Genomic DNA, 20,101 nt, shown 5'->3' on the forward strand with positions numbered 1-20,101 from the left:
GGGTGATCCACTACTCAAACTGCTCAAGTACTCAAGTGTCGCTCAGCGCCCAGCGGGGCGCCCGGCGTTTTCCTGACGGCCGGTGAGCCGTCTGGCGTTTTCCAGATGCGCGGTGAGCTGCTTCTGAATGCGTACGGTCGCCTCGTCCAGCGCCGCCCGCGTACGCCGCCCGGTGCCGTCGCCCGCCTCGAACGGGTCTCCGAAGACCACGTCGACGCGGCTGCGCAGCGGAGGCAGCCCCTTTATCAACCGTCCGCGCCGGTCGGTACTTCCCAGGACGGCCACCGGAACGACCTGCGCACCGCTGCGCACGGCGAAGTAGGCCAGCCCGGCGCGCAGCGAGGCGAAGTCGCCCTCGCCACGGCTGCCCTCGGGAAAGATCCCGAGGACTCCGCCGTTCGCCAGTACCGCCAGGGCCTGGGCGATCGCCGTGCGGTCGGCGGTCGAGCGGTCCACCTTCACCTGGCCGAGGGCGTGCATGGCGGGTCCGAGCGGCCCGATGAACGCCTCCTTCTTGACCAGGAAGTGCGACGCCCTGGGCGCCACGCCGATGACCATCGGGCCGTCGATGTTGTGCGAGTGGTTGACGGCGAGGATCACCGGACCGGTCGCGGGGACCTTCCAGGCGCCCAGGACGCGCGGCTTCCACAGCCCGTACATCAGGCCGACACCGATACGCCGCCCGACCTCGGCACCCCGCTGCGTGGGAACCTCGGCCGCCTTCGACACCGGCGCCGCCTTCGAGGGAACGCTCACTTCGCGTCCCGCTTCTCCTCGACGAGGGTGACGACGCATTCGATGACCTGCTGCAGAGTCAGCTCGGAGGTGTCGACCTCCACCGCGTCGTCCGCCTTGGCGAGCGGCGAGGTCTTACGGCTGGAGTCGGCCGCGTCCCGCTTCAGCAGCGCCTCACGGGTGGCGTTGACGTCGGCACCCTTCAGCTCGCCGCTGCGGCGGGCGGCGCGGGCCTCCGGGGACGCGGTGAGGAAGATCTTCAGGTCGGCGCCGGGCAGCACGGTCGTCCCGATGTCCCGCCCCTCGACGACGATCCCCTTCTCGGCCGACGCGGCGACGGACCGCTGCAGCTCGGTGATCAGGGCACGCACCTCCGGGACGGCGCTCACCGCGCTGACCTTGGAGGTGACCTCCTGGGTACGGATCGGACCACTGACGTCGGTGCCGTCCACGGTGATCGTCGGGTTCTCCGGGTCGGTACCGGAGACGATCTCCGCCTTGCCCACCACGTCGGCGATCGCGGAGGGGTCCGTGAGGTCGATCCCGTTGGTCACCATCCACCAGGTGATGGCCCGGTACTGGGCCCCGGTGTCCAGGTAGCTCAGCCCGAGCTGCGCGGCGACAGCCTTCGACGTGCTCGACTTGCCGGTGCCGGAGGGCCCGTCTATGGCGACAATCACTGCGGCGCGATCCACTGTGGAGGCACCTTTCCTGGTCCGGGGTGGTGGGGCGAGGGCGCATGGCACCCCGGACAAGGTTACTGGGTGCAAGTCACTCATCCGGCCGCAAGCCCTTTTAGCCCGTCCGGCGTTTGAGGACAAGGCCCCTTCAGGGCCGGCTTCTTTCCCACCCACCCGCCCCCACCGCATCTACAGCCCAGGCCGCACCCCTCCGGCCCCGGCCGCACCCCTCCAGCCCCGGCCGCACCCCTATCGCCCCGGCCCGCATATCCAGCCCGTCCGGCGATTGAGGACAAGGCCCGTTCAGGGCCGAAGCGGGGGCCTGGGGGCGGCAGCCCCCAGCGAGGCCGGCACCAACACCGCCCACTACTGCCGAATCGCCCACCCACGCTCCCGCAGCGAAGCCGACAGCACGGGAGCCGCCTTCGGCTCCACCATCAACTGCACAAGCCCCGCCTGCTGCCCCGTCGCATGCTCGATCCGCACATCCTCGATGTTGACCCCCGCCCGTCCCGCGTCGGCGAAGATCCGGGCCAGCTGCCCGGGCTGGTCGTCGATGAGCACGGCCACGACCTCGTACACCAGCGGAGCGGCCCCGTGCTTGCCGGGCACCCGAACCTGTCCCGCGTTCCCGCGCCGCAGCATGGCCTCGACCCCGGACACGCCCGCACGGCGCTTCGCCTCGTCGGAGGACTGGAGGGACCGCAGCGCCTGAACCGTCTCCTCCAGGTCCGCGGCGACGTCCGTGAGGAGGTCGGCGACCGGCCCGGGGTTGGCGGAGAGGATGTCGATCCACATGCCGGGATCGGACGCGGCGATCCGGGTGACGTCCCGGATGCCCTGCCCGCACAGCCGTACAGCCGCCTCCTCCGCGTTCTCCAGCCGCGCGGCGACCATGCTGGAGACCAGATGGGGCATGTGGGAGACGAGGGCCACGGCACGGTCGTGGGCGTCCGCGTCCATGACGACGGGGACGGCACGGCAGTGCGAGACCAGTTCGAGGGCGAGGTTCAGCACCTCCGTGTCGGTGTCCCGCGTCGGGGTCAGCACCCAGGGCCGGCCCTCGAAGAGGTCGCCGGTCGCGGCCAGCGGGCCGGACTTCTCGCGGCCCGACATGGGGTGCGAGCCGATGTAGGACGCCAGGTCGAGGCCCAGCGCCTCCAGCTCGCGGCGCGGGCCGCCCTTGACGCTGGCCACGTCGAGGTAGCCGCGCGCGACACCCCGGCGCATCGCGTCGGCGAGGGTGCCGGCCACGTGCGCGGGCGGCGCGGCGATGATCGCGAGGTCGACCGGCCCCTGCGGCGCCTCGTCCGTCCCGGCGCCCAGCGCGGATGCCGTACGGGCCTGCTCGGGGTCGTGGTCGGTGAGGTGCACGACGACGCCGCGCGAGACGAGGGCGAGCGCGGCGGACGTACCGATGAGGCCCGTGCCGATGACGAGTGCGGTCCTCACTGGGCGATGTCCTTGCGCAGGGCACCCGCGGCACCGAGGTAGACGTGCGCGATGTCCGCGCGGGGCCGGTCCGACTCGATGTGCGCGAGTATCCGCACCACGCGGGGCATCGCGCCCTCGATGTCCAGCTCCTGGGCGCAGATCAGCGGTACGTCGACGATGCCGAGCTTGCGGGCCGCGGCGGCCGGGAAGTCGCTGTGCAGGTCGGGGGTGGCCGTGAACCAGACGCTGATCAGGTCGTCCGCGGTGAGGCTGTTGCGCTCCAGGACCGCGACGAGCAGCTCACCGACCCGCTCGGCCATGTGCCCGGCCTCGTCCCGGTCCAGTTGGACGGCTCCCCGGACCGCTCGTACCGCCACTGTGATGCTCCTTGCTGATGTACATGGGTGGAGCTGATGTACGTATTCGTATCTACGTATCGGCTCTTGGCGCATCCAGCCTAGTCAGCCCGCGCGAAGTGGACCCGCGGCGCTCGCCCGCTGAGACGCGCCCCCGCCTCACACCGGGCTCTGCCAATGTCACCCGATTCGCCCCAATCCGCGACTTGGAGTGCGAACACGCCCCTGCGCTCTGGACGCGGGGGCCCGGGTCCGCTCTCATGGCAGGAAGCTCGCCTCGGGGGAGGCCCGATGAAGCGCACCGGACCGCTTTTCACACTGCTCGCGGGACTGTTGTTGGCCCTGTTCATGCTGTCGCTCAACGCGACGACAGGGACGAAGCCGACGTCCACGTCCAAGGCGGACTCACCCTCTTACAAGGTGTCTCCGTCGCCGGCACCTCCGAACACGAAGGCGTCTCCGTCGTCTTCCCCGCCCATGACCCCGTCCTCGTCGCCGTCGCCGTCGCCCACCAAGGCCCCCGCGCCGAACGCGGACTACGCGGGCCGTACGGACGACGACTCCTCCGCGGTGGCGGTCTCGCTGCGCGACGGCCACGCGATCGCGTATTTCTGCGACGGACACGACAAGGAGTCGTGGCTGAAGGGCGATGTCGAGGCCGACGGTTCCATGAAGCTCACCGGCGGGGGCGGCTCCGTACTGAACGGCACCCTCAAGGGCAGGAGCATCCGCGGCACGGTCGACATCGAGGGCGGGCACTACGCCTTCACCGCGGACAAGGCGGTCAAGCCGTCGGGGCTGTACCGGGCGACCGCGACCGTCCGGGGCGCCAGGATCGACGGCGGCTGGATCGTGCTGTCGACCGGGAAGCAGGTCGGCATCCTCAGGCGCGACGGCAAGCCCTCCCCCGCGCCCCGGATCGACCCGGAGACCGGCGCGGTCACGATCGACGGCCAGCGGCTCACGGCCCGCCCGGTCACACCCTGACATCCCACTCCTCGCAGGGAGCCGAACATGACCGTGGACCCGAACGCCGCCACCCAGAGCTTCCCTCCGCGCCCGCCTGCCCCCAGCGGCCCGAGCGCGGCCCGCTATCTCGTCCCGGCGCTCGTGGCCGCTGCCGTGGCGGTGGGCCTGGGGGTGTACGGCAAGGTCCACGACCCGCAGGGCACCGCCTTCAACCTGGCCGGTTTCAGCAGCACGGGCGCGGTGAAGTCCTGGCTCGCCACGACGGCGTTCGGCTTCGCGCTCCTCCAGGTCGTGTCGGCGCTCATGGTGTACGGGAAGCTGCCGGGCCCGAGCTGGTCGGCGGCGGTGCACCGCTGGTCGGGGCGGATCGCGTTCCTGGTGGCGGTTCCGGTGGCAGTGCACTGTCTGTACGCTTTCGGATATCAAAAATACGATTCACGTGTGATGTGGCACTCCCTCCTGGGATGCTTCTTCTTCGGCGTGTTCAGTGCCAAGATGCTGCTGCTTCGCTGGGACCGGCTGCCCGGCTGGCTGCTGCCGGTCGTCGGCGGACTGGTCTTCACCGTCCTGACGGTCATCTGGCTCACTTCCGCCCTCTGGTTCTTCCGCAACATCGGAGTGACGACATGACGCAAGGCCCGACGCGCCGCACGATCCTGCTCGCGACGGGCGCGGCGGCGCTCACTGCGGGATGCAGCGAGTACGGCGACGAATCCGGGTCGTCGAAGGACTCCGCCGGCTCTCCCGGCCAGGAGCTGGCCACGACGGCCGACATCCCGGTCGGCGGCGGCAAGATCTTCAAGGACGAGCAGGTCGTGGTGACCCAGCCCAAGGAGGGCGACTTCAAGGCCTTCACGTCGATCTGCACGCATCAGCAGTGCCCGGTGGCCAACGTCAAGGACGGCACCATCAACTGCACCTGCCACGGCAGCAAGTTCAACATCACGGACGGTTCGGTGGCCAACCCGCCTGCGGCGCGGCCACTGGCGGAGAAGAAGATCACGGTGACGGGAAATTCGATCCGCCTGGCGTGACCTCCCCCGTACGCTCCCGGAATGAGCCCGCATTCCGACTCGAAGAGCTCCGAGAGCGTGGAGAGCCACGAGACCCTGGTACGCGACCACACGGTCTACGCCTGTGTGATGGGTTCGCGTGCCTTCGGTCTGGCGACGGACGGCAGCGACACGGACCGGCGCGGGGTCTTCCTCGCGCCCACTCCCCTGTTCTGGCGCTTCGAGAAGCCGCCCACGCATGTGGCGGGACCGGCGGAGGAGCAGTTCAGCTGGGAGCTGGAACGCTTCTGCACGCTGGCTCTGCGGGCCAACCCGAACATCCTGGAGTGCCTCCACTCCCCTCTCGTGGAGTACGCCGACGACACCGGCCGTGAACTCCTCTCCCTGCGCGAGGCGTTCCTCTCCCGCCGGGCGCACGAGACGTTCGCGCGCTACGCGCTCGGCCAGCGCGGGAAGCTGGAGGCCGACGTCCGCGTCCACGGCGCCCCGCGCTGGAAGCACGCGATGCACCTGTTGCGCCTGTTGATGAGCTGCCGCGACCTGCTGCGCACGGGCACGCTGACGATCGACGTCGGCGACGAGCGCGGCTCGCTGCTGGCGGTGAAACGGGGCGAGGTGGGCTGGCCGGAGATCGAGTCCCGGATGAACCGCCTCGCGGAGGAGGTCGAGCAGGCCTCCCGCACCAGCCCTCTCCCCGAGGAACCGGACCGCCCCCGCGTCGAGGACTTCCTGATCCGCACCCGCCGCACCTCAGCCCGTCTGCCGGACCCGTACGACGAAGTCGTGCAGGGCGTCGTACGCGGTGGGGGCGTCCGGCAGCCCTGAGGCGGCCTGCGCCTCGTCCAGTACGCGGTGCAGCCGCTCCACATCGGCCGCCACGCGCGCGTGGCCGACGTCGGCCGCCCCGTGTTCCCGCTCGGCCTTGGCCGCGACCAGCTCCGGCAGATACGCGGGGGCCTCGCCGATCTCACCGGCAAGCGTGGGCAGATGGGCCTGCACCTCGCCACTGCGCATCAGGTGGACGCCGGTGAGCAGCACGCGGAACGTGTAGAGCAGCGGCTTGAGTTCGCCTGTCTTCTCGAAGAGCCGCCATTGGGTCAGCGCGAAGCCCCTGTAGTGATGCGCGTGGTGGCCGGTGAGGACATCGGGGGCGAGCACGGCGAGCTCCCGGTGCGTGTCGGTCGTGTGCACGACCAGCGGCGACAGCAGCTGCTCCAGCACATAACCGTTGCGGCGCAGCAGCAGCCGTACGAACTTGCGCAGATCGTGGGTGACCAGGTCCAGCTCGACACCGTCCCGCTCCCACATCCTCGACCGCGTCTCCTCCGGCTCGCGCAGACCGACCAGGTCGGCGGCCGGAAGGAGATGGACGCCCCGGAGGTCCACGTCCGAGTCGCGGGACGGGAAGCCGTAGAGGTGGGCGCCCGAGACAGTGGCGAAGAGCACCGGGTCGGGCTGCTCGGCGACCACGGACGTCAGGTCGAGGTCGGCGAGATCGAGGGCGTTGCGCATCCGTCAAGCGTCCCAGAGCGCGCCCAGTGTCTGCAGGTCACCCCCGTACTCGATGCGGTCCGCCCAGGCGGTCGGCCAGGCGTCGGTGCCGTGGTGGGCGCCGGCGAAGGATCCGGTCAGGCAGGCGATCGAGTCCGAGTCGCCGGAGGTGCAGGCTGCGCGGCGCAGGGCCGTGAGGGGCTCGTCGGGGAAGAGCAGGAAGCACAGCAGACCGGTGGCCAGGGCCTCTTCGGCGGTCCAGCCGGCGCCGGTGGCGAGGCAGGGGTCGTCCTCGGGCGAGGCGGTACGGACGGCGAGCTGGAGCCGGTCCAGGATCGCCAGGCACTCGTCCCAGCCGCGGGCGATGAAGTGCTCGGGGCTCGGGTCGTGGCTGTGTGTCCACAGGTCGCCCAGCCAGCGGTGGTAGTAGTGGCTGCGGCTCTCGAGGGCGTGTGTACGGAGCAGGGGCACCAGTTCGGCCGGGCCGGCGCCGTGGGCGAGCAGCCGTACGGCGTAGGCGGTGAGGTCGGACGCGGCCAGGGCCGTCGGGTGGCCATGGGTGAGCGCGGCCTGCAACTGGGCGGCGCCCGCGCGCTGTTCGTCACTGAGGGCCGCGATCAGGCCGAGGGGCGCGACGCGCATGTTGGCGCCGCAGCCCTTCGAGCCGATCTGGCTGGCCTCCTGCCAGGGCAGCCGCTCGTTCTCCAGCAGGTCGCAGGCGACCAGGCAGGTGTGGCCCGGCGCCCGGTTGTTGTCCGGCGACCGGTACCACTTCACGAACTCCTCGCGCACCGGCCGTTCCATCCCCGCCGGGGCGAGCAGCCCTCGGTCCATCGCCGCACGCAGACCGTGGGCGAGCGCCAGGGTCATCTGTGTGTCGTCGGTGACGATCGCGGGCGTGGGCAGCTCCATCCGACGCCAGGGGCCGTGGGTGGCGAGGATCGACGGGATGTCCTTGAACTCGGTCGGGAAGCCCAGGGCGTCGCCGAGCGCGAGCCCGATCAACGCCCCGCTGGCGGCGCGCTTCCTGACGGTCGTGGTGGTCATGCGGGGCGTCCTTCCGGTGACGTGGGAGACGGTGACGAAGGGGACGGCGAGGAGGGGGACGAGGTGGATGGGGACGGGGAGGATGCGGCTGGTGCGAACGGGGCCGGCGACGCCGACGTGGTCGGGCGCAGCAGCGGCGGGTGCAGGGTGGCCGCGGTGCCCGCGCGGTACAGCGCGGCGGGCTTGCCCCGGCCGCCGGTGAGACGCGCGGCGCCCGGCACGGGCTCGACGAAGCCGGGGGTGGCGAGCACCTTGCGGCGGAAGTTGGGCGGGTCGAGTGCGGTACCCCACACGGTCTCGTAGACCTGCCTCAGCTCGCCGAGGGTGAACTCGGGCGGGCAGAAGGCGGTCGCGATGCAGGAGTACTCCAGCTTGGCGCCGACCCGGTCGTGGGCGTCGGCGAGGATGCGGTCGTGGTCGAAGGCGAGCGGCCCGAGCGCGTTGTACCGCAGCCATTGGGCCTGTGCCGCGTCCCCGCCGCCGTGCGGTTCGGGCGCGTGCGGCAGCAGGGCGGCGAAGGCCACGGAGACGACCCGCATTCTCGGGTCGCGGTCGGGCTCGCTGTACGTGCGCAGCTGCTCCAGGTGCAGTCCGGACACGTCCGACAGGCCGGTTTCCTCGGCGAGTTCGCGCCGGGCCGCCTTCTCCGCGGACTCGTCGGGCAGGACGAACCCTCCGGGCAGCGCCCAGCGGCCGGCGTACGGTTCGTGACCGCGCTCGACGAGCAGCACGTGCAGCGCGCCCGCGCGCAGGGTGAGGACGGCCAGGTCGACGGTGACGGCGAAGGGTTCGAAGGCGTACTTGTCGTACCCCTCGGGGGCCTGGCCCCGAGCCGCTCCGTTCACAGGTGCGGTCATGCCCGCCCACCCCCCTGCGGTCACTCTTTATGGTCACCATGACCAATAGTCATACCGACTATAAAGAGCGCGAGCGGACCGCACAACCCTTCTTGACGACTCCCATACGCCCAAAGCCCCTCAGCGGCCCCTCAGGCGCCCGGGAGGCGCAGGAGGGCCCGGGAGGGCACCGAAGCCGTCCTGCGCGCCCAGTCGCGCCAGGGGAGGCTCTGCGGCGCACAGGAAACGGCCGGCCCCGCACTGCTCCGGGACCGGCCGCACGCGCGAGCACATCGGCTCGCCCACAGATCGCCTACAGGTCGACTTCCTGCATCAGCATGCCGACCTCGGTGTTGGACAGCCGGCGCAACCAGCCCGACTTCTGGTCGCCCAGGGTGATCGGCCCGAAGGAGACACGCACCAGCTTGTCGACCGGGAAGCCGGCCTCCGCGAGCATGCGGCGCACGATGTGCTTGCGGCCCTCGTGAAGGGTGACCTCCACGAGGTAGTTCTTGCCGGTCTGCTCGACGACGCGGAAGTGGTCCGCGCGGGCGTACCCGTCCTCCAGCTGGATGCCGTCCTTGAGCTGCTTGCCCAGGTCGCGCGGGATCGGGCCCACGATGTGCGCGAGGTAGACCTTCTTCACGCCGTACTTGGGGTGGGTCAGCCGGTGCGCCAGCTCACCGTGGTTGGTGAGCAGGATGACGCCCTCGGTCTCGGTGTCGAGCCGCCCGACGTGGAAGAGCCGCGTCTCGCGGTTCGTCACGTAGTCGCCGAGGCACTGCCGGCCCTCGTTGTCCTCCATCGTGGAGACGACGCCCGCGGGCTTGTTCAGCGAGAAGAACTGGTACGACTGCGTGGCCACCGTCAGCCCGTCGACCTTGATCTCGTCGTGCTCGGGGTCGACACGCAGCCCCTGCTCCACCACGATCTCGCCGTTGACCTCCACACGCGCGTGCTCGATCAGCTCCTCGCAGGTCCGCCGGGAGCCGTAGCCCGCGCGCGCCAGGATCTTCTGGAGCCGCTCGCCCTCCTGCTCGGCGCCCGGGAACGTCTTGGGCAGCTTGACGTCCTTCTTCTCGGCGTAGCGCTCCCGGTTGCGCTCCTCGGCCCGCGCGTCGTACTCGCGAGAGGTCGCCGGGACCCAGCGCCCGCGTCCGGTGCTGTTGTGGCCCTGCCTGGGCCCGCCCTTGGCTCCGCCGCGCGCGGAGGCACCGCGCCCGGACTTCGGACCGTCCGGGGTGGCGCCCGGTCCCACGTCGTAGCGGCGCTCCTCGGGGCGCGGCTTACTGGGACGCCCCTGGGGCTGCCCCTGGCCCGGGGCCTGACCCTGACCGCGACTCTGGCCTTGCCCCTGACCCTGGCCCTGACCGCGCCCCTGACCCTGGCCCTGACCGCGCCCCTGACTCGGACCCTGACCGCGGCCCTGGCCCTGACCGCGACCCTGACCCTGGCCCTGGCCGCGCCTGTCGCCCCCGCCGCTCCCGGCGCCGCGAGAGTTACCGCGCCCGCCACCACTCTTGCCGCCACCGCTACCGCTGCCGCTACTGCTTCGCATCAAAATTCCGTCTGGTCGTCTGCGTCGTCTGCACCCGGAGCATCGGGAGCATCCGGATCGAACGACGGAACACCTTCCTGCGTCTCGGCCTCGATCGCGTCCGCCTCCGGAAGGAAGGGTGCGAGCTCCGGGAGTTCGTCCAGGCCTCGCAGGCCCATCCGCTCCAGGAAGTAGTTCGTCGTCGTGTACAGGATCGCACCTGTTTCGGGTTCCGTGCCCGCCTCCTGGACCAGACCGCGCTGCAACAGGGTCCGCATGACCCCGTCACAGTTGACTCCGCGGACGGCCGAGACCCGGCTGCGGCTGACCGGCTGGCGGTACGCGACGACCGCCAGCGTCTCCAGCGCCGCCTGGGTGAGCCGGGCCTGCTGGCCGTCCAGCACGAAGCCCTCGACGGCCGCCGCGTACTCGGGCCGGGAGTAGAAACGCCAGCCCCCGGCGATGAGCCGCAGCTCGAAACCGCGCCCCTGAACGGTGTACTCGTCGGCCAGCGCGCGCAGGGCGTCCGCGATCTCCCGCCGGGGCCGCTGCAGGATCTTCGCGAGGTGCTCCTCGGTCGCGGGTTCGTCCACGACCATGAGGACGGCCTCCAGTGCGGGCCTGAGATCGAGATCGGCGACGGTCCTCGGCCCGGCCGGCACCTCTGTGGTCTCCTCGCTCACGCCTTCTCGTCCTTCCCTGGCTGCACCGGCTCCGGTGGCCGGTCGAACTCGTCGGTGACCGTCAGCTCCCGATCGCCCTCCCCGCCCGTCCAGCGCACCACCAGCTCCCCGAGCGCGGTCTCCTGGTCCAGGACGACCACCTTCTCCCGGTACAGCTCCAGAAGGGCCAGGAAGCGCGCCACGACGGTCAGTGTGTCGTCGGTGTCCTCGACGAGGTCCTGGAAGGTGGCCTCGCCCAGCTCCCGCAGCCGCGCGACGACGATCCGGGCCTGCTCCTGCACGCTCACCAGGGGTGCGTGGATGTGGTCGACGTACACCTGTGGTCTCGGCCTGGGCTGCATCGCCTTCACGGCGAGCTTCGCGAACCCCTCGGCCCCGATGCTGATGACGACCTCGGGCAGCAGTTCGGCGTGGTGCGGTTCCAGTCCGACGGTACGGGGATAGCGGCGGGCCTCGTCGTCGAGGCGGCGGCTGAGGATGTCGGCGACCTGTTTGTACGCGCGGTACTGGAGCAGCCGCGCGAACAGCAGGTCGCGCGCCTCCAGCAGGGCCAGGTCGGCCTCGTCCTCGACCTCGGCGGCGGGCAGCAGCCGCGCGGCCTTCAGGTCCAGCAGGGTGGCCGCGACGACCAGGAACTCGGTCGTCTGGTCGAGATCCCAGTCGGGGCCCATCGCCCTGATGTGTGTGATGAACTCGTCGGTCACCTTGGAGAGGGCGACCTCGGTGACGTCGAGCTTGTGCTTGGAGATCAGCTGGAGGAGGAGATCGAAGGGCCCCTCGAAGTTGGCGAGCCGGACCTTGAAGACACCGTCATCGGATTCGGCCGACGGAACCGGGGGCTCCGGTACTTCCGGTACTTCCTCGGCGACCGCAGGGACCTCGGGGGCTTCCACCGGCTCCCCGGAGGCCTCGGGGGGCGCCCCTGGGGGTTCCTCGGCCGCGACCGGCGGCGAGCCTCCCGGACCCCGCCCCAGCACACGCCGACGACCGGCGGAGCCGGGGCCGGGGGCAGGGGCAGGGGCGTCGTTCGAGGTCATGGCCCACGCAGGCTACCGCTAGCGGCCACGCAACCGTCGTACGAGGATGCTCGCGTCCCCACGGGACTCGAGATCCGCGAGCACCACCGCGACCGCCTCGCGCACGATCCGCCCGCGGTCGACCGCAAGCCCGTGCTCGCCCCGCAGCACCAGACGCGCGTGCTCCAGGTCCATCAGCTCCTCTGCGGAGACGTACACGGTGATCTTCTCGTCGTGCCGCTCACGTCCGCTGGGCCGCCGCGAGGGGGCCCGGCCGCGCTTGCGGGACGCCGACACCGACTGGGGCGACGGACCCTGCTGTCCGGAGGCAGAACCTTCCTGCTCGCCCTGGCGGCGCATCGAACGCTCCGCGGCGGCCTGCCGGCTGCGCGACTCCCCGGCCGGGTCCACGCCGGCGGCGACATGCTCGTCGCCGTCACCGTCGCCGCCCTGGACGGGCACCGAGTGCGGCGCGTCCTCCGAGGCGGCGGCCCCGTCGCTCTCCCCGGCGGGACCCGGAACCCGGGCCTCCCCGTTGGCCTGGCGCCTGGGAGAGGACGACTGGAGCGCCATGCCCCCGGTGGTACGGAACAGTTCGTCGGCCCCCGGCAGACTCACTCGGCGTGACACCGGGCGAGCACCTCCCTGGCGAGCTGGCGATAGGCGGCGGCACCGACGGAGTTCGAGGCGTACGTGGTGATCGGCTCACCGGCGACCGTGGTCTCCGGGAAGCGGACCGTGCGCCCGATGACCGTGTGGTAGACGTGCTCGTCGAAGGCCTCGACTACACGTGCGAGCACCTCACGGCTGTGCACCGTGCGCGAGTCGTACATCGTGGCGAGGATGCCGTCGAGCTCCAGTTCCGGGTTCAGCCGCTCCTGGACCTTCTCGATGGTCTCGGTCAGCAGCGCGACACCGCGCAGCGCGAAGAACTCGCACTCGAGAGGCACTATCACCTTGTGAGCGGCCGTGAGGGCGTTCACGGTGAGCAGGCCGAGCGAGGGCTGACAGTCGATCACGATGTAGTCGTAGTCGGCCATGAGCGGCTTCAGGGCGCGCTGGAGCGTCGACTCGCGCGCGACCTCCGACACCAGCTGCACCTCGGCCGCCGACAGGTCGATGTTGCTCGGCAGCAGGTCCATGTTCGGGACCGCCGTCTTGAGCAGCACCTCGTCCGCGGACATCCCCCGCTCCATGAGCAGGTTGTAGACCGTCAGGTCGAGTTCCATCGGGTTCACACCGAGGCCCACGGAGAGGGCGCCCTGCGGGTCGAAGTCGACCAGCAGGACCCGGCGTCCGTACTCCGCGAGCGCGGCACCCAGGTTGATGGTCGACGTTGTCTTGCCGACGCCGCCCTTCTGGTTGCACATCGCGACGATCGTCGCGGGGCCGTGACTCGTCAGCGGACCCGGGATCGGGAAGTACGGCAGCGGGCGGCCGGTGGGGCCGATGCGCTCGCGGCGCTGACGGGCCGCGTCGGGCGCGAGCGTGGCCGCGTACTCCGGATCGGGCTCGTACTCGGCGTCGGGGTCGTAGAAGTGCCCGTCGGGCAGTTCGTCGTAGTCGGCGAAGTGGTTGTGGACCCCGCCACTACCGTCGCCGGCCATGGCGTTCACGTGATGACCATCCATGCTCATGTGTCCTGGCCGAGTCACCTCGGACATCGGGTGACCTTGGTGGGCTGCGAAGGTGCGGACCGCGACGGAGCCGACAGCCGCGAGCCCCGTGGGGCCCGATCCCCGCGCCGGCATTCCTGGTTGACCACCCCCGGGAGTAAATGTCGACTCATTCACAAGTCGTCTTACCTCCTTGGTGACCAGGAAACTTCTCGATAGGTCAGCGTGGCACCATGCCGACGGTTGGCGACTCTATGGCGTGTCGGCCGTTCGCAGCAACACAATCCGCCGGACCCGGCCCGATGTGTCGGCAATGAAACATCCCTCTGTCAAGGGCGTACGGCCGTCGCACGGCAGGGTTCACCGGTGCGCGAATCGGTTGAAGCGTTACGTTCGAGGCGAGTTGAACGAGTGTCGCAAAGTGACCATACACACATCCGGCCGGACCTTGTCGGGCAAGGTCCGGCGGGGTGCGGGGCGTTGACGACCCCTGTTGACGTATCGCCTTTTACCCGTTGATGACTTGGTCGTTTAGTCGACCGGGAGCACCGTCGGAGCGGCCCGGAACGTCAGCCGAGCAGTGTCTCCAACTCCACGTGCTCCAGCCCGTGCGCCTCTGCGACCTCTCGGTAAACGACCTTGCCGTCATGGGTGTTGAGGCCCCGGGCGAGGGCGGGATCGCGACGCAGCGCCGCCACCCAGCCACGGTCGGCGAGTTCCACGATGTACGGCAGCGTGGCGTTGGTGAGCGCGTAGGTCGAGGTGTTGGGCACCGCGCCGGGCATGTTGGCGACGCAGTAGAAAACCGATCCGTGGACCGGGAAGGTCGGTTCGGCGTGGGTCGTGGGGCGCGAGTCCTCGAAGCAGCCGCCCTGGTCGATCGCGATGTCGACGAGAACGCTCCCCGGCTTCATCCGCGACACCAGCTCATTGGTGACCAGCTTCGGTGCCTTGGCGCCGGGGATCAGCACGGCGCCGATCACGAGGTCGGCGTCCAGGACGGCCTTCTCCAGCTCGAAGGAGTTGGACATGATCGCCCGGACCTTGGTGCCGAAGACCTTGTCGGCCTCGCGCAGCTTGTTGATGTCGCGGTCGAGCAGCGTGACGTGGAAACCCATGCCGACGGCGATCTGCGTGGCGTTCCAGCCGGAGACACCGCCGCCGATGACGACGGCCCGCGCGGGCTGCGTGCCGGGGACGCCACCGGGGAGCACGCCACGTCCGCCGACCGAGCGCATCAGGTGGTAGGCGCCGACCTGCGGGGCCAGCCGGCCGGCGACCTCCGACATCGGGGCGAGCAGCGGCAGGGCGCGACCGGGCAGTTCGACGGTCTCGTAGGCAATCGCCGTGGTGCCGGACGCGACGAGCGCGTCCGTGCACTCCTTGGACGCGGCCAGGTGCAGGTAGGTGAAGAGCGTCTGGTCCTTGCGGAGGCGGTGGTACTCCTCGGCGATGGGCTCCTTGACCTTCAGCAGCAGGTCGGCGGTGGCCCACACCTCGTCGGCCGTCGGGAGGATGCGCGCACCGGCGGCCACGAACTCGTCGTCCGTGATCGAGGAGCCGACACCGGCGTTCCGCTCGATGACGACCTGATGGCCGTGGCGCACCAGCTCGTGCACGCCGGCCGGGGTGATGGCCACCCGGAACTCGTTGTTCTTGACCTCGCGGGGGATGCCGACCTTCACGTCGATCACGGTCCTTGGCTCGAAGGATGTGGGGGCATAGCAATACATACCCGGACGTGCGGGGGCACACCAGGAGACCGCAGGAGAAGGCGCGGCAGAGCCAGTCTAATGAAGGTGTTCTCGGTGTCTAGCCTTTCAATGCATCAATCTTCGACTGATGCGCTACGGATTTCGTAGGTGTTAGCGCCGTGTTCCAGGTCGGGTTCGCCTTCGGGGAGCTCCGGCCCGCTCTCCGGAGCGTCCGGCTCGTCGCCCAGCAGCCGCTCGGCGGCGCTCCGGTGCAGTCCGGCCGCCACCGGGTCACCGAGGTGCTCCAGCGTGTCGGCCAGCCGCAGCTGAAGCGCTCCCTGCAGCCGTACGTCGTCGGCGCGGCGCGCCCACTCCACCGCCTCCTGGCAGGTGCGCAGCGACTCGTCGGGCCGCCCCGCGTACTCCTGGACCCGCGCCAGCTCGCTCAACGCCCTTGCGTGCGCGCCCACATCGCCGTTCTTGCGGTGCCCGGCCACTGCGGCACGCCAGTTGCGCAGCGCCTCCCCGTAGCGGCCCGCGTAGGTGTGCGCGGTGGCGATACGGCCGTACAGCCGGGCGGCGTCCTCGCGCTCGTCGCGCGCCAGGCGCTGGGCGAGCGCCCGCCCGTACCAGTCGGCGGCCCGGTCGTAGTCCCCGAGCTCCTGGTGTGCGCCCCCTACGGATTCCATCGCCCGCCCGGTCGCGTACGGGTCGTTCGCCTCGCGTCCGGCGTCCAGCGCGGCCCGGTAGCGGGCCAGCGCGTCGTTCGTACGGCCGGTCTGGGCGTCCAGGTCGGCGAGGTTCAGCAGGGCGGCGGCCCGCTCGCGGGGCAGTTCGCGGCGCTCGGCGATGTCGAGGACCAGGCGGTGGACGCCGTAGAGGTCGGGCGCGGCGGCCTGGGTGCCGACATGCGCGACCATGGCCTTGACCAGGGCGGACATCAGACGCCTGGCCAGTGTGTCCAGTTCCCCGTCGGCCACGGCCAGCCGGGCCGAGGCGAGCAGGGCGGGCCTGCGGACGGCGAGCCAGTCCGCCGCCGCCCTCGGGTTCGGGAAGCGCAGCGCGCTGGGCATGCCGAGGAGCTTCTCGCGGGCCAGTGGACTGTCGGTCTCGGTGATCGCCCGGCAGGACACCAGCAGCCGTACCGTCCGCTCCAGCATCCGGGCCCGGGCGAGCTGGAGCTCGGCCGGGCGGTCCTGGGACACCGCGAGAGGGCGCAGGAGGGGCATCAGGCAGCCGGGGACCTCGTACTGCGGCAGCGGCGAGTCCACGGCCGTCAGAAGGCTCAGGGCGACGAAGTCGTCCAGGGTGGCGCGGGCGCCGCCGACCGAGCAGCCGGCCAGCGCGGAGGCCGTCTGCGGGTCGACCAGGCCGCCGGGGGCGAGGGAGAGCAGTCGCAGTATCCGGGCGGCCGGGGTGGGCAGCGAGGCGTACACGAGGTGGAACACGCGGCTGAGGGCGGTGCCCTCGTCGCCCTCGGCGTGCAGCTGCTTGGCGAGGTCGGAGACGGCCGCCTTGGGCCGGGCCTCCAGCCAGCCGCCGGCCAGCATCAGTGCGGCGGGCTGGCCCTGGCACACCTCGGCGAGGGCTTCGGCGGAGCGCGGGTCCACGGTGACGCGCACCGACCCGGTGAAGCGTTCGAGCAGTTCCACGGCGGACTTGGTGTCGAGGCCGCCCAGGGTGCAGGGGCGGACGTCGGAGATCCCGGTCAGCGGGCCCCCGGAGACGGCGACGGCCAGGCAGTCCGGGTTGTCCGGGAGGAGCGCGTCGACCTGCTCGGCGTCGGCCGCGTCGTCGAGCAGGAGCAGCATCCGGCGGTCGGCGAGTGCGTCGCGAAGGGCCTCGGACAGCTCGTCCTCGTCGGCGCCTGGCGGGGTGGGCAGGTCCAGGGCGGTCAGCAGCTCGCGAGCGGTGTGCTCGGTCGGCACGCGCGTGCCGTCGGGCTCGGTGAGCCGGGCGCGCAGTACGCCGTCCGGGTAACTGTCCGCGACCTGGCGGGCCAGTTCCTCGGCGAGCGCGCTGCGGCCCGATCCGGGCTTGCCCGCGATGAGGAGCACGCGCGCGCGGGGAGCCTTCCGGCCCGCGAGAGTGTCGAGTCCGGCGCGCTCGATGTCGGCGCGCAGTTCCTTCAACTCTCTTGTCCGGCCGAGGAACTGACTGTCCGTAGGAACGGGCGACCGATCATTTCCGGACACCTTCGTACCGTCTGTGTCCACCGCCTGATCCGTCACGGGCCACACTCCCGTCCACCTGCACGCGCAAGCCCGCCGGGACTCCGGTTCGGGCGTTTCCAGAGCCTAGTTCACGCTCTGCAACGATCTGTGCGGAGCGCGGCGGGCAGGTCGCTCGATCGGATCAGCCGATGGTCACACCGGAGGGGGCAGGGCCCCTGAGGGCGCCTCAGGCCTCGAAGGGCCGGGCCGGCCACGCCGCGTCGGCTGGGCGCAGTGCGTCGAGTCCGTCGCCCTTCTCGGCCGCCACCAGCGAAAGGACGCCCACGACCAGGCAGTTGCTGTGCACTTCGCCGGCGAGGACACCCCGGACGAGTTCCTCGACGGGCACGCGCGCGTACTCCATGTCGGCCTCCTCGTCCTCGACCTCGAAGCGCTCCCCGTCGGCCTCGGACAGATTCCGGGCCAGGAAGATCCGTACGGCCTCGTCACAGCCGCCCGCCGTGGGGTAGACGTCGGTCAGCACCCGCCAGTCCTCGGCCTTGACGTGCGCCTCCTCGTACAGCTCGCGCTGGGCGGCGTGCAGCGGGTTCTCGCCAGGTACGTCGAGCAGGCCCGCCGGGATCTCCCACATCCGCTGGCGGACGGGGTGGCGGTACTGGCGGATCAGCAGGACCCGGCCCTCGTCGTCGAGGGCGAGGACGCCCACGGAGCCGGGGTGGACCTGGTAGTCGCGGCCCACGACCGAGCCGTCGGGCATGACCACCTCGTCGGTGCGCACGGAGGTCTTGTTGCCCACGAAGGGGGTCTCCGTCGCCCGGATCTCCCACTCCTCCGGAGTGTCCTTGATGGTGGTCATGTCGACTTGTCCTCTCGCATCCCGCGTCCCGCCCGTACACCCGTACACAAAACACCGGCCCCGGAAGCCGGCACAGAAAACCGGGGCACGCACCCCCAAAGGCGCGCACCCCGGTCACCGTACAGCCCTTGCGTTACTTGCCCGTCTTGCGCTTGACAGCGGCCTTGACGAGGCCGGCGAAGAGCGGGTGGGGGCGGGTGGGGCGGGAACGCAGCTCCGGGTGGGCCTGCGTGGCCACCAGGTAGGGGTGGACGTCGCGCGGGTACTCGACGTACTCCACCAGCTTGCCGTCCGGGGAGGTGCCGGAGAACTGGAGACCGGCCTGCTTCTCCAGTTCGGCGCGGTAGCTGTTGTTGACCTCGTAGCGGTGGCGGTGGCGCTCCTCGACGTACTCCTTGCCGTCGTACACCTCGCGCACGATGGAGCCCTCGGCGAGTTTGGCCGGATACATGCCCAGGCGCATCGTTCCGCCCATGTCGCCGTCGCCCGCGACGATGTCGAGCTGCTCGGCCATGGTCGAGATGACCGGGTGGGCGGTGGCGGCGTCGAACTCGGTGGAGTTGGCGTCCGCGATGCCGGCCAGGTTGCGGGCCGCCTCGATGACGATGCACTGCAGGCCCAGGCACAGTCCCAGCAGCGGGATCTTGTGCTCGCGGGCGTACTGGATCGCGCCGACCTTGCCGGACACACCGCGGTCGCCGAAGCCGCCCGGGATGCAGATCGCGTCCACGTCCTCAAGCTGCTTCTTGGCGCCCGCCGGGGTCTTGCAGTCGTCCGAGGTGACCCACTTGATCTTCACGCGCGCGTGGTTGGCGAATCCGCCGGCGCGCAGCGCCTCGGTGACCGAGAGATAGGCGTCGGGCAGGTCGATGTACTTGCCGACCAGCGCCAGGTTGATCTCGTGGGCGGGGTTGTGGACGCGGTCCAGGAGGTCGTCCCAGGTCGTCCAGTCCACGTCCCGGAAGGGCAGGTCCAGCTTGCGGACGACATAGGCGTCCAGGCCCTCGCGGTGCACGGTCTTTGGGATGTCGTAGATCGAGCGGGCGTCCGGACAGGCGACGACGGCGGCCTCGTCGACGTCGCACATCAGGGAGATCTTGCGCTTGATCGCGGTGGGAACCTCGCGGTCGCAGCGCAGCACGATCGCGTCCGGCTGGATACCGATGTTCCGCAGGGCCGCCACGCTGTGCTGGGTCGGCTTGGTCTTCAGCTCGCCGGACGGGCCGATGTAGGGCAGCAGCGAGATGTGCACGACGAACACGTTGTCGCGGCCGACCTCGTGGCGGACCTGACGCACGGTCTCCAGGAAGGGCAGCGACTCGATGTCGCCGACCGTGCCGCCGACCTCGGTGATGACGACGTCGACCTCGTCGGTGGCCATCCGGCGGATGCGGTGCTTGATCTCGTTGGTGATGTGCGGGATGACCTGGACGGTGTCGCCCAGGTACTCGCCACGCCGTTCCTTCGCGATCACCGTCGAGTAGATCTGGCCGGTGGTGACGTTGGCCGAGCCGTCGAGGTCGCGGTCGAGGAAGCGCTCGTAGTGGCCGATGTCCAGGTCGGTCTCGGCGCCGTCATGAGTGACGAACACCTCGCCGTGCTGGAAGGGGTTCATCGTGCCGGGGTCGACGTTCAGGTAGGGGTCGAGCTTCTGCATCACGACACGCAGACCGCGCGCCTTGAGGAGCATGCCGAGGCTGGAGGCCGTCAGACCCTTGCCGAGCGAGGAGGCGACACCCCCGGTGACGAAGATGTGCTTGGTCGTCGTGGCGTTGCTGTTTCGAGAAGCAGCGGGTGTCATGGCCAAGGCGGGGCTCCCGTGGTCGCGGTCTGGAGTGCGGTACGGCCGCCCGGCCCGGAGCTTTCCGGGTTTTCAGGGGAGGATCCGTCGCTGCGGTTCGGGGGTTTCGTGCCCACCGGTCCACGGGCTACCAGGGTATCAGCGACCCGGGGAGCTGGCTTCC

The 20,101-nt window shown here is 70.7% G+C and carries 20 protein-coding genes; 4 read left to right on the forward strand and 16 right to left on the reverse strand.

Annotated features, from left to right (window positions below; all coding sequences use genetic code 11):
- Nucleotides 1–42: 42 nt before the first annotated feature.
- The 4 genes from OG241_RS12555 to aroH form a co-directional block, all read right to left on the reverse strand.
- Complete coding sequence (locus OG241_RS12555) at nt 43–795, reverse strand: lysophospholipid acyltransferase family protein (protein ID WP_405815342.1); 753 nt, start codon at nt 793–795, stop codon at nt 43–45.
- Entirely contained in the window at nt 753–1,430 is a 678-nt protein-coding gene (gene cmk, locus OG241_RS12560; protein ID WP_405815343.1) for a (d)CMP kinase, read from the reverse strand. Before cmk ends, OG241_RS12555 begins: the two co-directional genes overlap by 43 nt.
- A 351-nt stretch (nt 1,431–1,781) precedes the next feature.
- Nucleotides 1,782–2,867: a prephenate dehydrogenase gene (locus OG241_RS12565; protein ID WP_405815344.1), complete on the reverse strand. Its 1,086-nt coding sequence runs from the start codon at nt 2,865–2,867 to the stop codon at nt 1,782–1,784.
- Complete coding sequence (gene aroH, locus OG241_RS12570) at nt 2,864–3,226, reverse strand: chorismate mutase (protein ID WP_405815345.1); 363 nt, start codon at nt 3,224–3,226, stop codon at nt 2,864–2,866. The genes OG241_RS12565 and aroH overlap by 4 nt, the downstream gene beginning before the upstream one ends.
- A 270-nt stretch (nt 3,227–3,496) precedes the next feature.
- Between aroH and OG241_RS12575 the strand changes: the two genes are divergently transcribed.
- From OG241_RS12575 to OG241_RS12590, 4 genes are read left to right on the forward strand one after another with little or no spacing between them, the layout of a single operon-like run.
- Nucleotides 3,497–4,192, forward strand: a complete 696-nt coding sequence (locus OG241_RS12575) for a hypothetical protein (RefSeq protein ID WP_405815346.1) — start codon at nt 3,497–3,499, stop codon at nt 4,190–4,192.
- 27 nt (nt 4,193–4,219) lie between these two features.
- On the forward strand, nt 4,220–4,804 hold the full coding sequence (locus tag OG241_RS12580; RefSeq protein ID WP_405815347.1) for a DUF6529 family protein: 585 nt from the start codon (nt 4,220–4,222) through the stop codon (nt 4,802–4,804).
- A complete protein-coding gene (locus OG241_RS12585; RefSeq protein ID WP_405815348.1) occupies nt 4,801–5,208 on the forward strand; it encodes a Rieske (2Fe-2S) protein in 408 nt (135 codons plus the stop codon). The genes OG241_RS12580 and OG241_RS12585 overlap by 4 nt, the downstream gene beginning before the upstream one ends.
- Nucleotides 5,209–5,229: 21 nt before the next feature.
- Nucleotides 5,230–6,012: a DNA polymerase beta superfamily protein gene (locus tag OG241_RS12590; protein ID WP_405815350.1), complete on the forward strand. Its 783-nt coding sequence runs from the start codon at nt 5,230–5,232 to the stop codon at nt 6,010–6,012.
- Here the strand turns inward: OG241_RS12590 and OG241_RS12595 are convergent.
- From OG241_RS12595 to OG241_RS12650, 12 genes are all read right to left on the reverse strand, one after another.
- Complete coding sequence (locus OG241_RS12595) at nt 5,938–6,699, reverse strand: DNA polymerase beta superfamily protein (protein ID WP_405815351.1); 762 nt, start codon at nt 6,697–6,699, stop codon at nt 5,938–5,940. The genes OG241_RS12590 and OG241_RS12595 overlap by 75 nt on opposite strands.
- 3 nt (nt 6,700–6,702) lie before the next feature.
- Nucleotides 6,703–7,725 (reverse strand): ADP-ribosylglycohydrolase family protein, encoded by a 1,023-nt coding sequence (locus OG241_RS12600; protein WP_405815352.1) that lies wholly within the window; start codon nt 7,723–7,725, stop codon nt 6,703–6,705.
- The gene (locus OG241_RS12605; protein ID WP_405815353.1) at nt 7,722–8,582 is read right to left on the reverse strand and encodes an NUDIX hydrolase; all 861 of its coding nucleotides are present in this window, start codon (nt 8,580–8,582) and stop codon (nt 7,722–7,724) included. The genes OG241_RS12600 and OG241_RS12605 overlap by 4 nt, the downstream gene beginning before the upstream one ends.
- 292 nt (nt 8,583–8,874) lie before the next feature.
- On the reverse strand, nt 8,875–10,119 hold the full coding sequence (locus OG241_RS12610) for a pseudouridine synthase (RefSeq protein WP_405815354.1): 1,245 nt from the start codon (nt 10,117–10,119) through the stop codon (nt 8,875–8,877).
- Entirely contained in the window at nt 10,119–10,781 is a 663-nt protein-coding gene (scpB, locus tag OG241_RS12615; RefSeq protein ID WP_405815355.1) for an SMC-Scp complex subunit ScpB, read from the reverse strand. The genes OG241_RS12610 and scpB overlap by 1 nt, the downstream gene beginning before the upstream one ends.
- Nucleotides 10,778–11,818, reverse strand: coding sequence for a segregation and condensation protein A (locus OG241_RS12620; RefSeq protein WP_405815356.1), 1,041 nt, complete (start codon nt 11,816–11,818; stop codon nt 10,778–10,780). The genes scpB and OG241_RS12620 overlap by 4 nt, the downstream gene beginning before the upstream one ends.
- Before the next feature lie 18 nt (nt 11,819–11,836).
- Nucleotides 11,837–12,427, reverse strand: a complete 591-nt coding sequence (locus OG241_RS12625) for a hypothetical protein (RefSeq protein WP_405815357.1) — start codon at nt 12,425–12,427, stop codon at nt 11,837–11,839.
- Nucleotides 12,412–13,548 carry a ParA family protein gene (locus tag OG241_RS12630; RefSeq protein WP_405815359.1) on the reverse strand — a complete coding sequence of 379 codons (1,137 nt, stop codon included), beginning with the start codon at nt 13,546–13,548 and terminating at the stop codon, nt 12,412–12,414. Before OG241_RS12630 ends, OG241_RS12625 begins: the two co-directional genes overlap by 16 nt.
- A gap of 434 nt (nt 13,549–13,982) precedes the next feature.
- Entirely contained in the window at nt 13,983–15,098 is a 1,116-nt protein-coding gene (gene ald / locus OG241_RS12635; protein ID WP_319098560.1) for an alanine dehydrogenase, read from the reverse strand.
- A gap of 143 nt (nt 15,099–15,241) precedes the next feature.
- Nucleotides 15,242–17,338, reverse strand: a complete 2,097-nt coding sequence (locus tag OG241_RS12640; protein ID WP_405815360.1) for a tetratricopeptide repeat protein — start codon at nt 17,336–17,338, stop codon at nt 15,242–15,244.
- A gap of 169 nt (nt 17,339–17,507) precedes the next feature.
- The gene (locus OG241_RS12645; protein ID WP_405815361.1) at nt 17,508–18,137 is read right to left on the reverse strand and encodes an NUDIX domain-containing protein; all 630 of its coding nucleotides are present in this window, start codon (nt 18,135–18,137) and stop codon (nt 17,508–17,510) included.
- A 133-nt stretch (nt 18,138–18,270) separates the two neighbouring features.
- Nucleotides 18,271–19,938, reverse strand: coding sequence for a CTP synthase (locus OG241_RS12650; RefSeq protein ID WP_405826172.1), 1,668 nt, complete (start codon nt 19,936–19,938; stop codon nt 18,271–18,273).
- Nucleotides 19,939–20,101 lie beyond the last annotated feature (163 nt).

The sequence above is a fragment of the Streptomyces sp. NBC_01390 genome (assembly GCF_045040105.1).
In the GTDB taxonomy this organism is placed as follows: Bacteria; Actinomycetota; Actinomycetes; order Streptomycetales; family Streptomycetaceae; genus Streptomyces.

Coding starts and splice junctions, on each gene's coding strand:
- OG241_RS12630 (WP_405815359.1), bottom strand. CDS start 13,548: ATGCCGGCGCGGGGATCGGGCCCCACGGGGCTCGCGGCTGTCGGCTCC.
- OG241_RS12610 (WP_405815354.1), bottom strand. CDS start 10,119: ATGCGAAGCAGTAGCGGCAGCGGTAGCGGTGGCGGCAAGAGTGGTGGC.
- OG241_RS12600 (WP_405815352.1), bottom strand. CDS start 7,725: ATGACCACCACGACCGTCAGGAAGCGCGCCGCCAGCGGGGCGTTGATC.
- OG241_RS12580 (WP_405815347.1), top strand. CDS start 4,220: ATGACCGTGGACCCGAACGCCGCCACCCAGAGCTTCCCTCCGCGCCCG.
- OG241_RS12555 (WP_405815342.1), bottom strand. CDS start 795: ATGCGTCGTCACCCTCGTCGAGGAGAAGCGGGACGCGAAGTGAGCGTT.
- OG241_RS12575 (WP_405815346.1), top strand. CDS start 3,497: ATGAAGCGCACCGGACCGCTTTTCACACTGCTCGCGGGACTGTTGTTG.
- OG241_RS12650 (WP_405826172.1), bottom strand. CDS start 19,938: ATGACACCCGCTGCTTCTCGAAACAGCAACGCCACGACGACCAAGCAC.
- OG241_RS12620 (WP_405815356.1), bottom strand. CDS start 11,818: ATGACCTCGAACGACGCCCCTGCCCCTGCCCCCGGCCCCGGCTCCGCC.
- OG241_RS12585 (WP_405815348.1), top strand. CDS start 4,801: ATGACGCAAGGCCCGACGCGCCGCACGATCCTGCTCGCGACGGGCGCG.
- OG241_RS12645 (WP_405815361.1), bottom strand. CDS start 18,137: ATGACCACCATCAAGGACACTCCGGAGGAGTGGGAGATCCGGGCGACG.
- OG241_RS12595 (WP_405815351.1), bottom strand. CDS start 6,699: ATGCGCAACGCCCTCGATCTCGCCGACCTCGACCTGACGTCCGTGGTC.
- OG241_RS12590 (WP_405815350.1), top strand. CDS start 5,230: ATGAGCCCGCATTCCGACTCGAAGAGCTCCGAGAGCGTGGAGAGCCAC.
- OG241_RS12605 (WP_405815353.1), bottom strand. CDS start 8,582: ATGACCGCACCTGTGAACGGAGCGGCTCGGGGCCAGGCCCCCGAGGGG.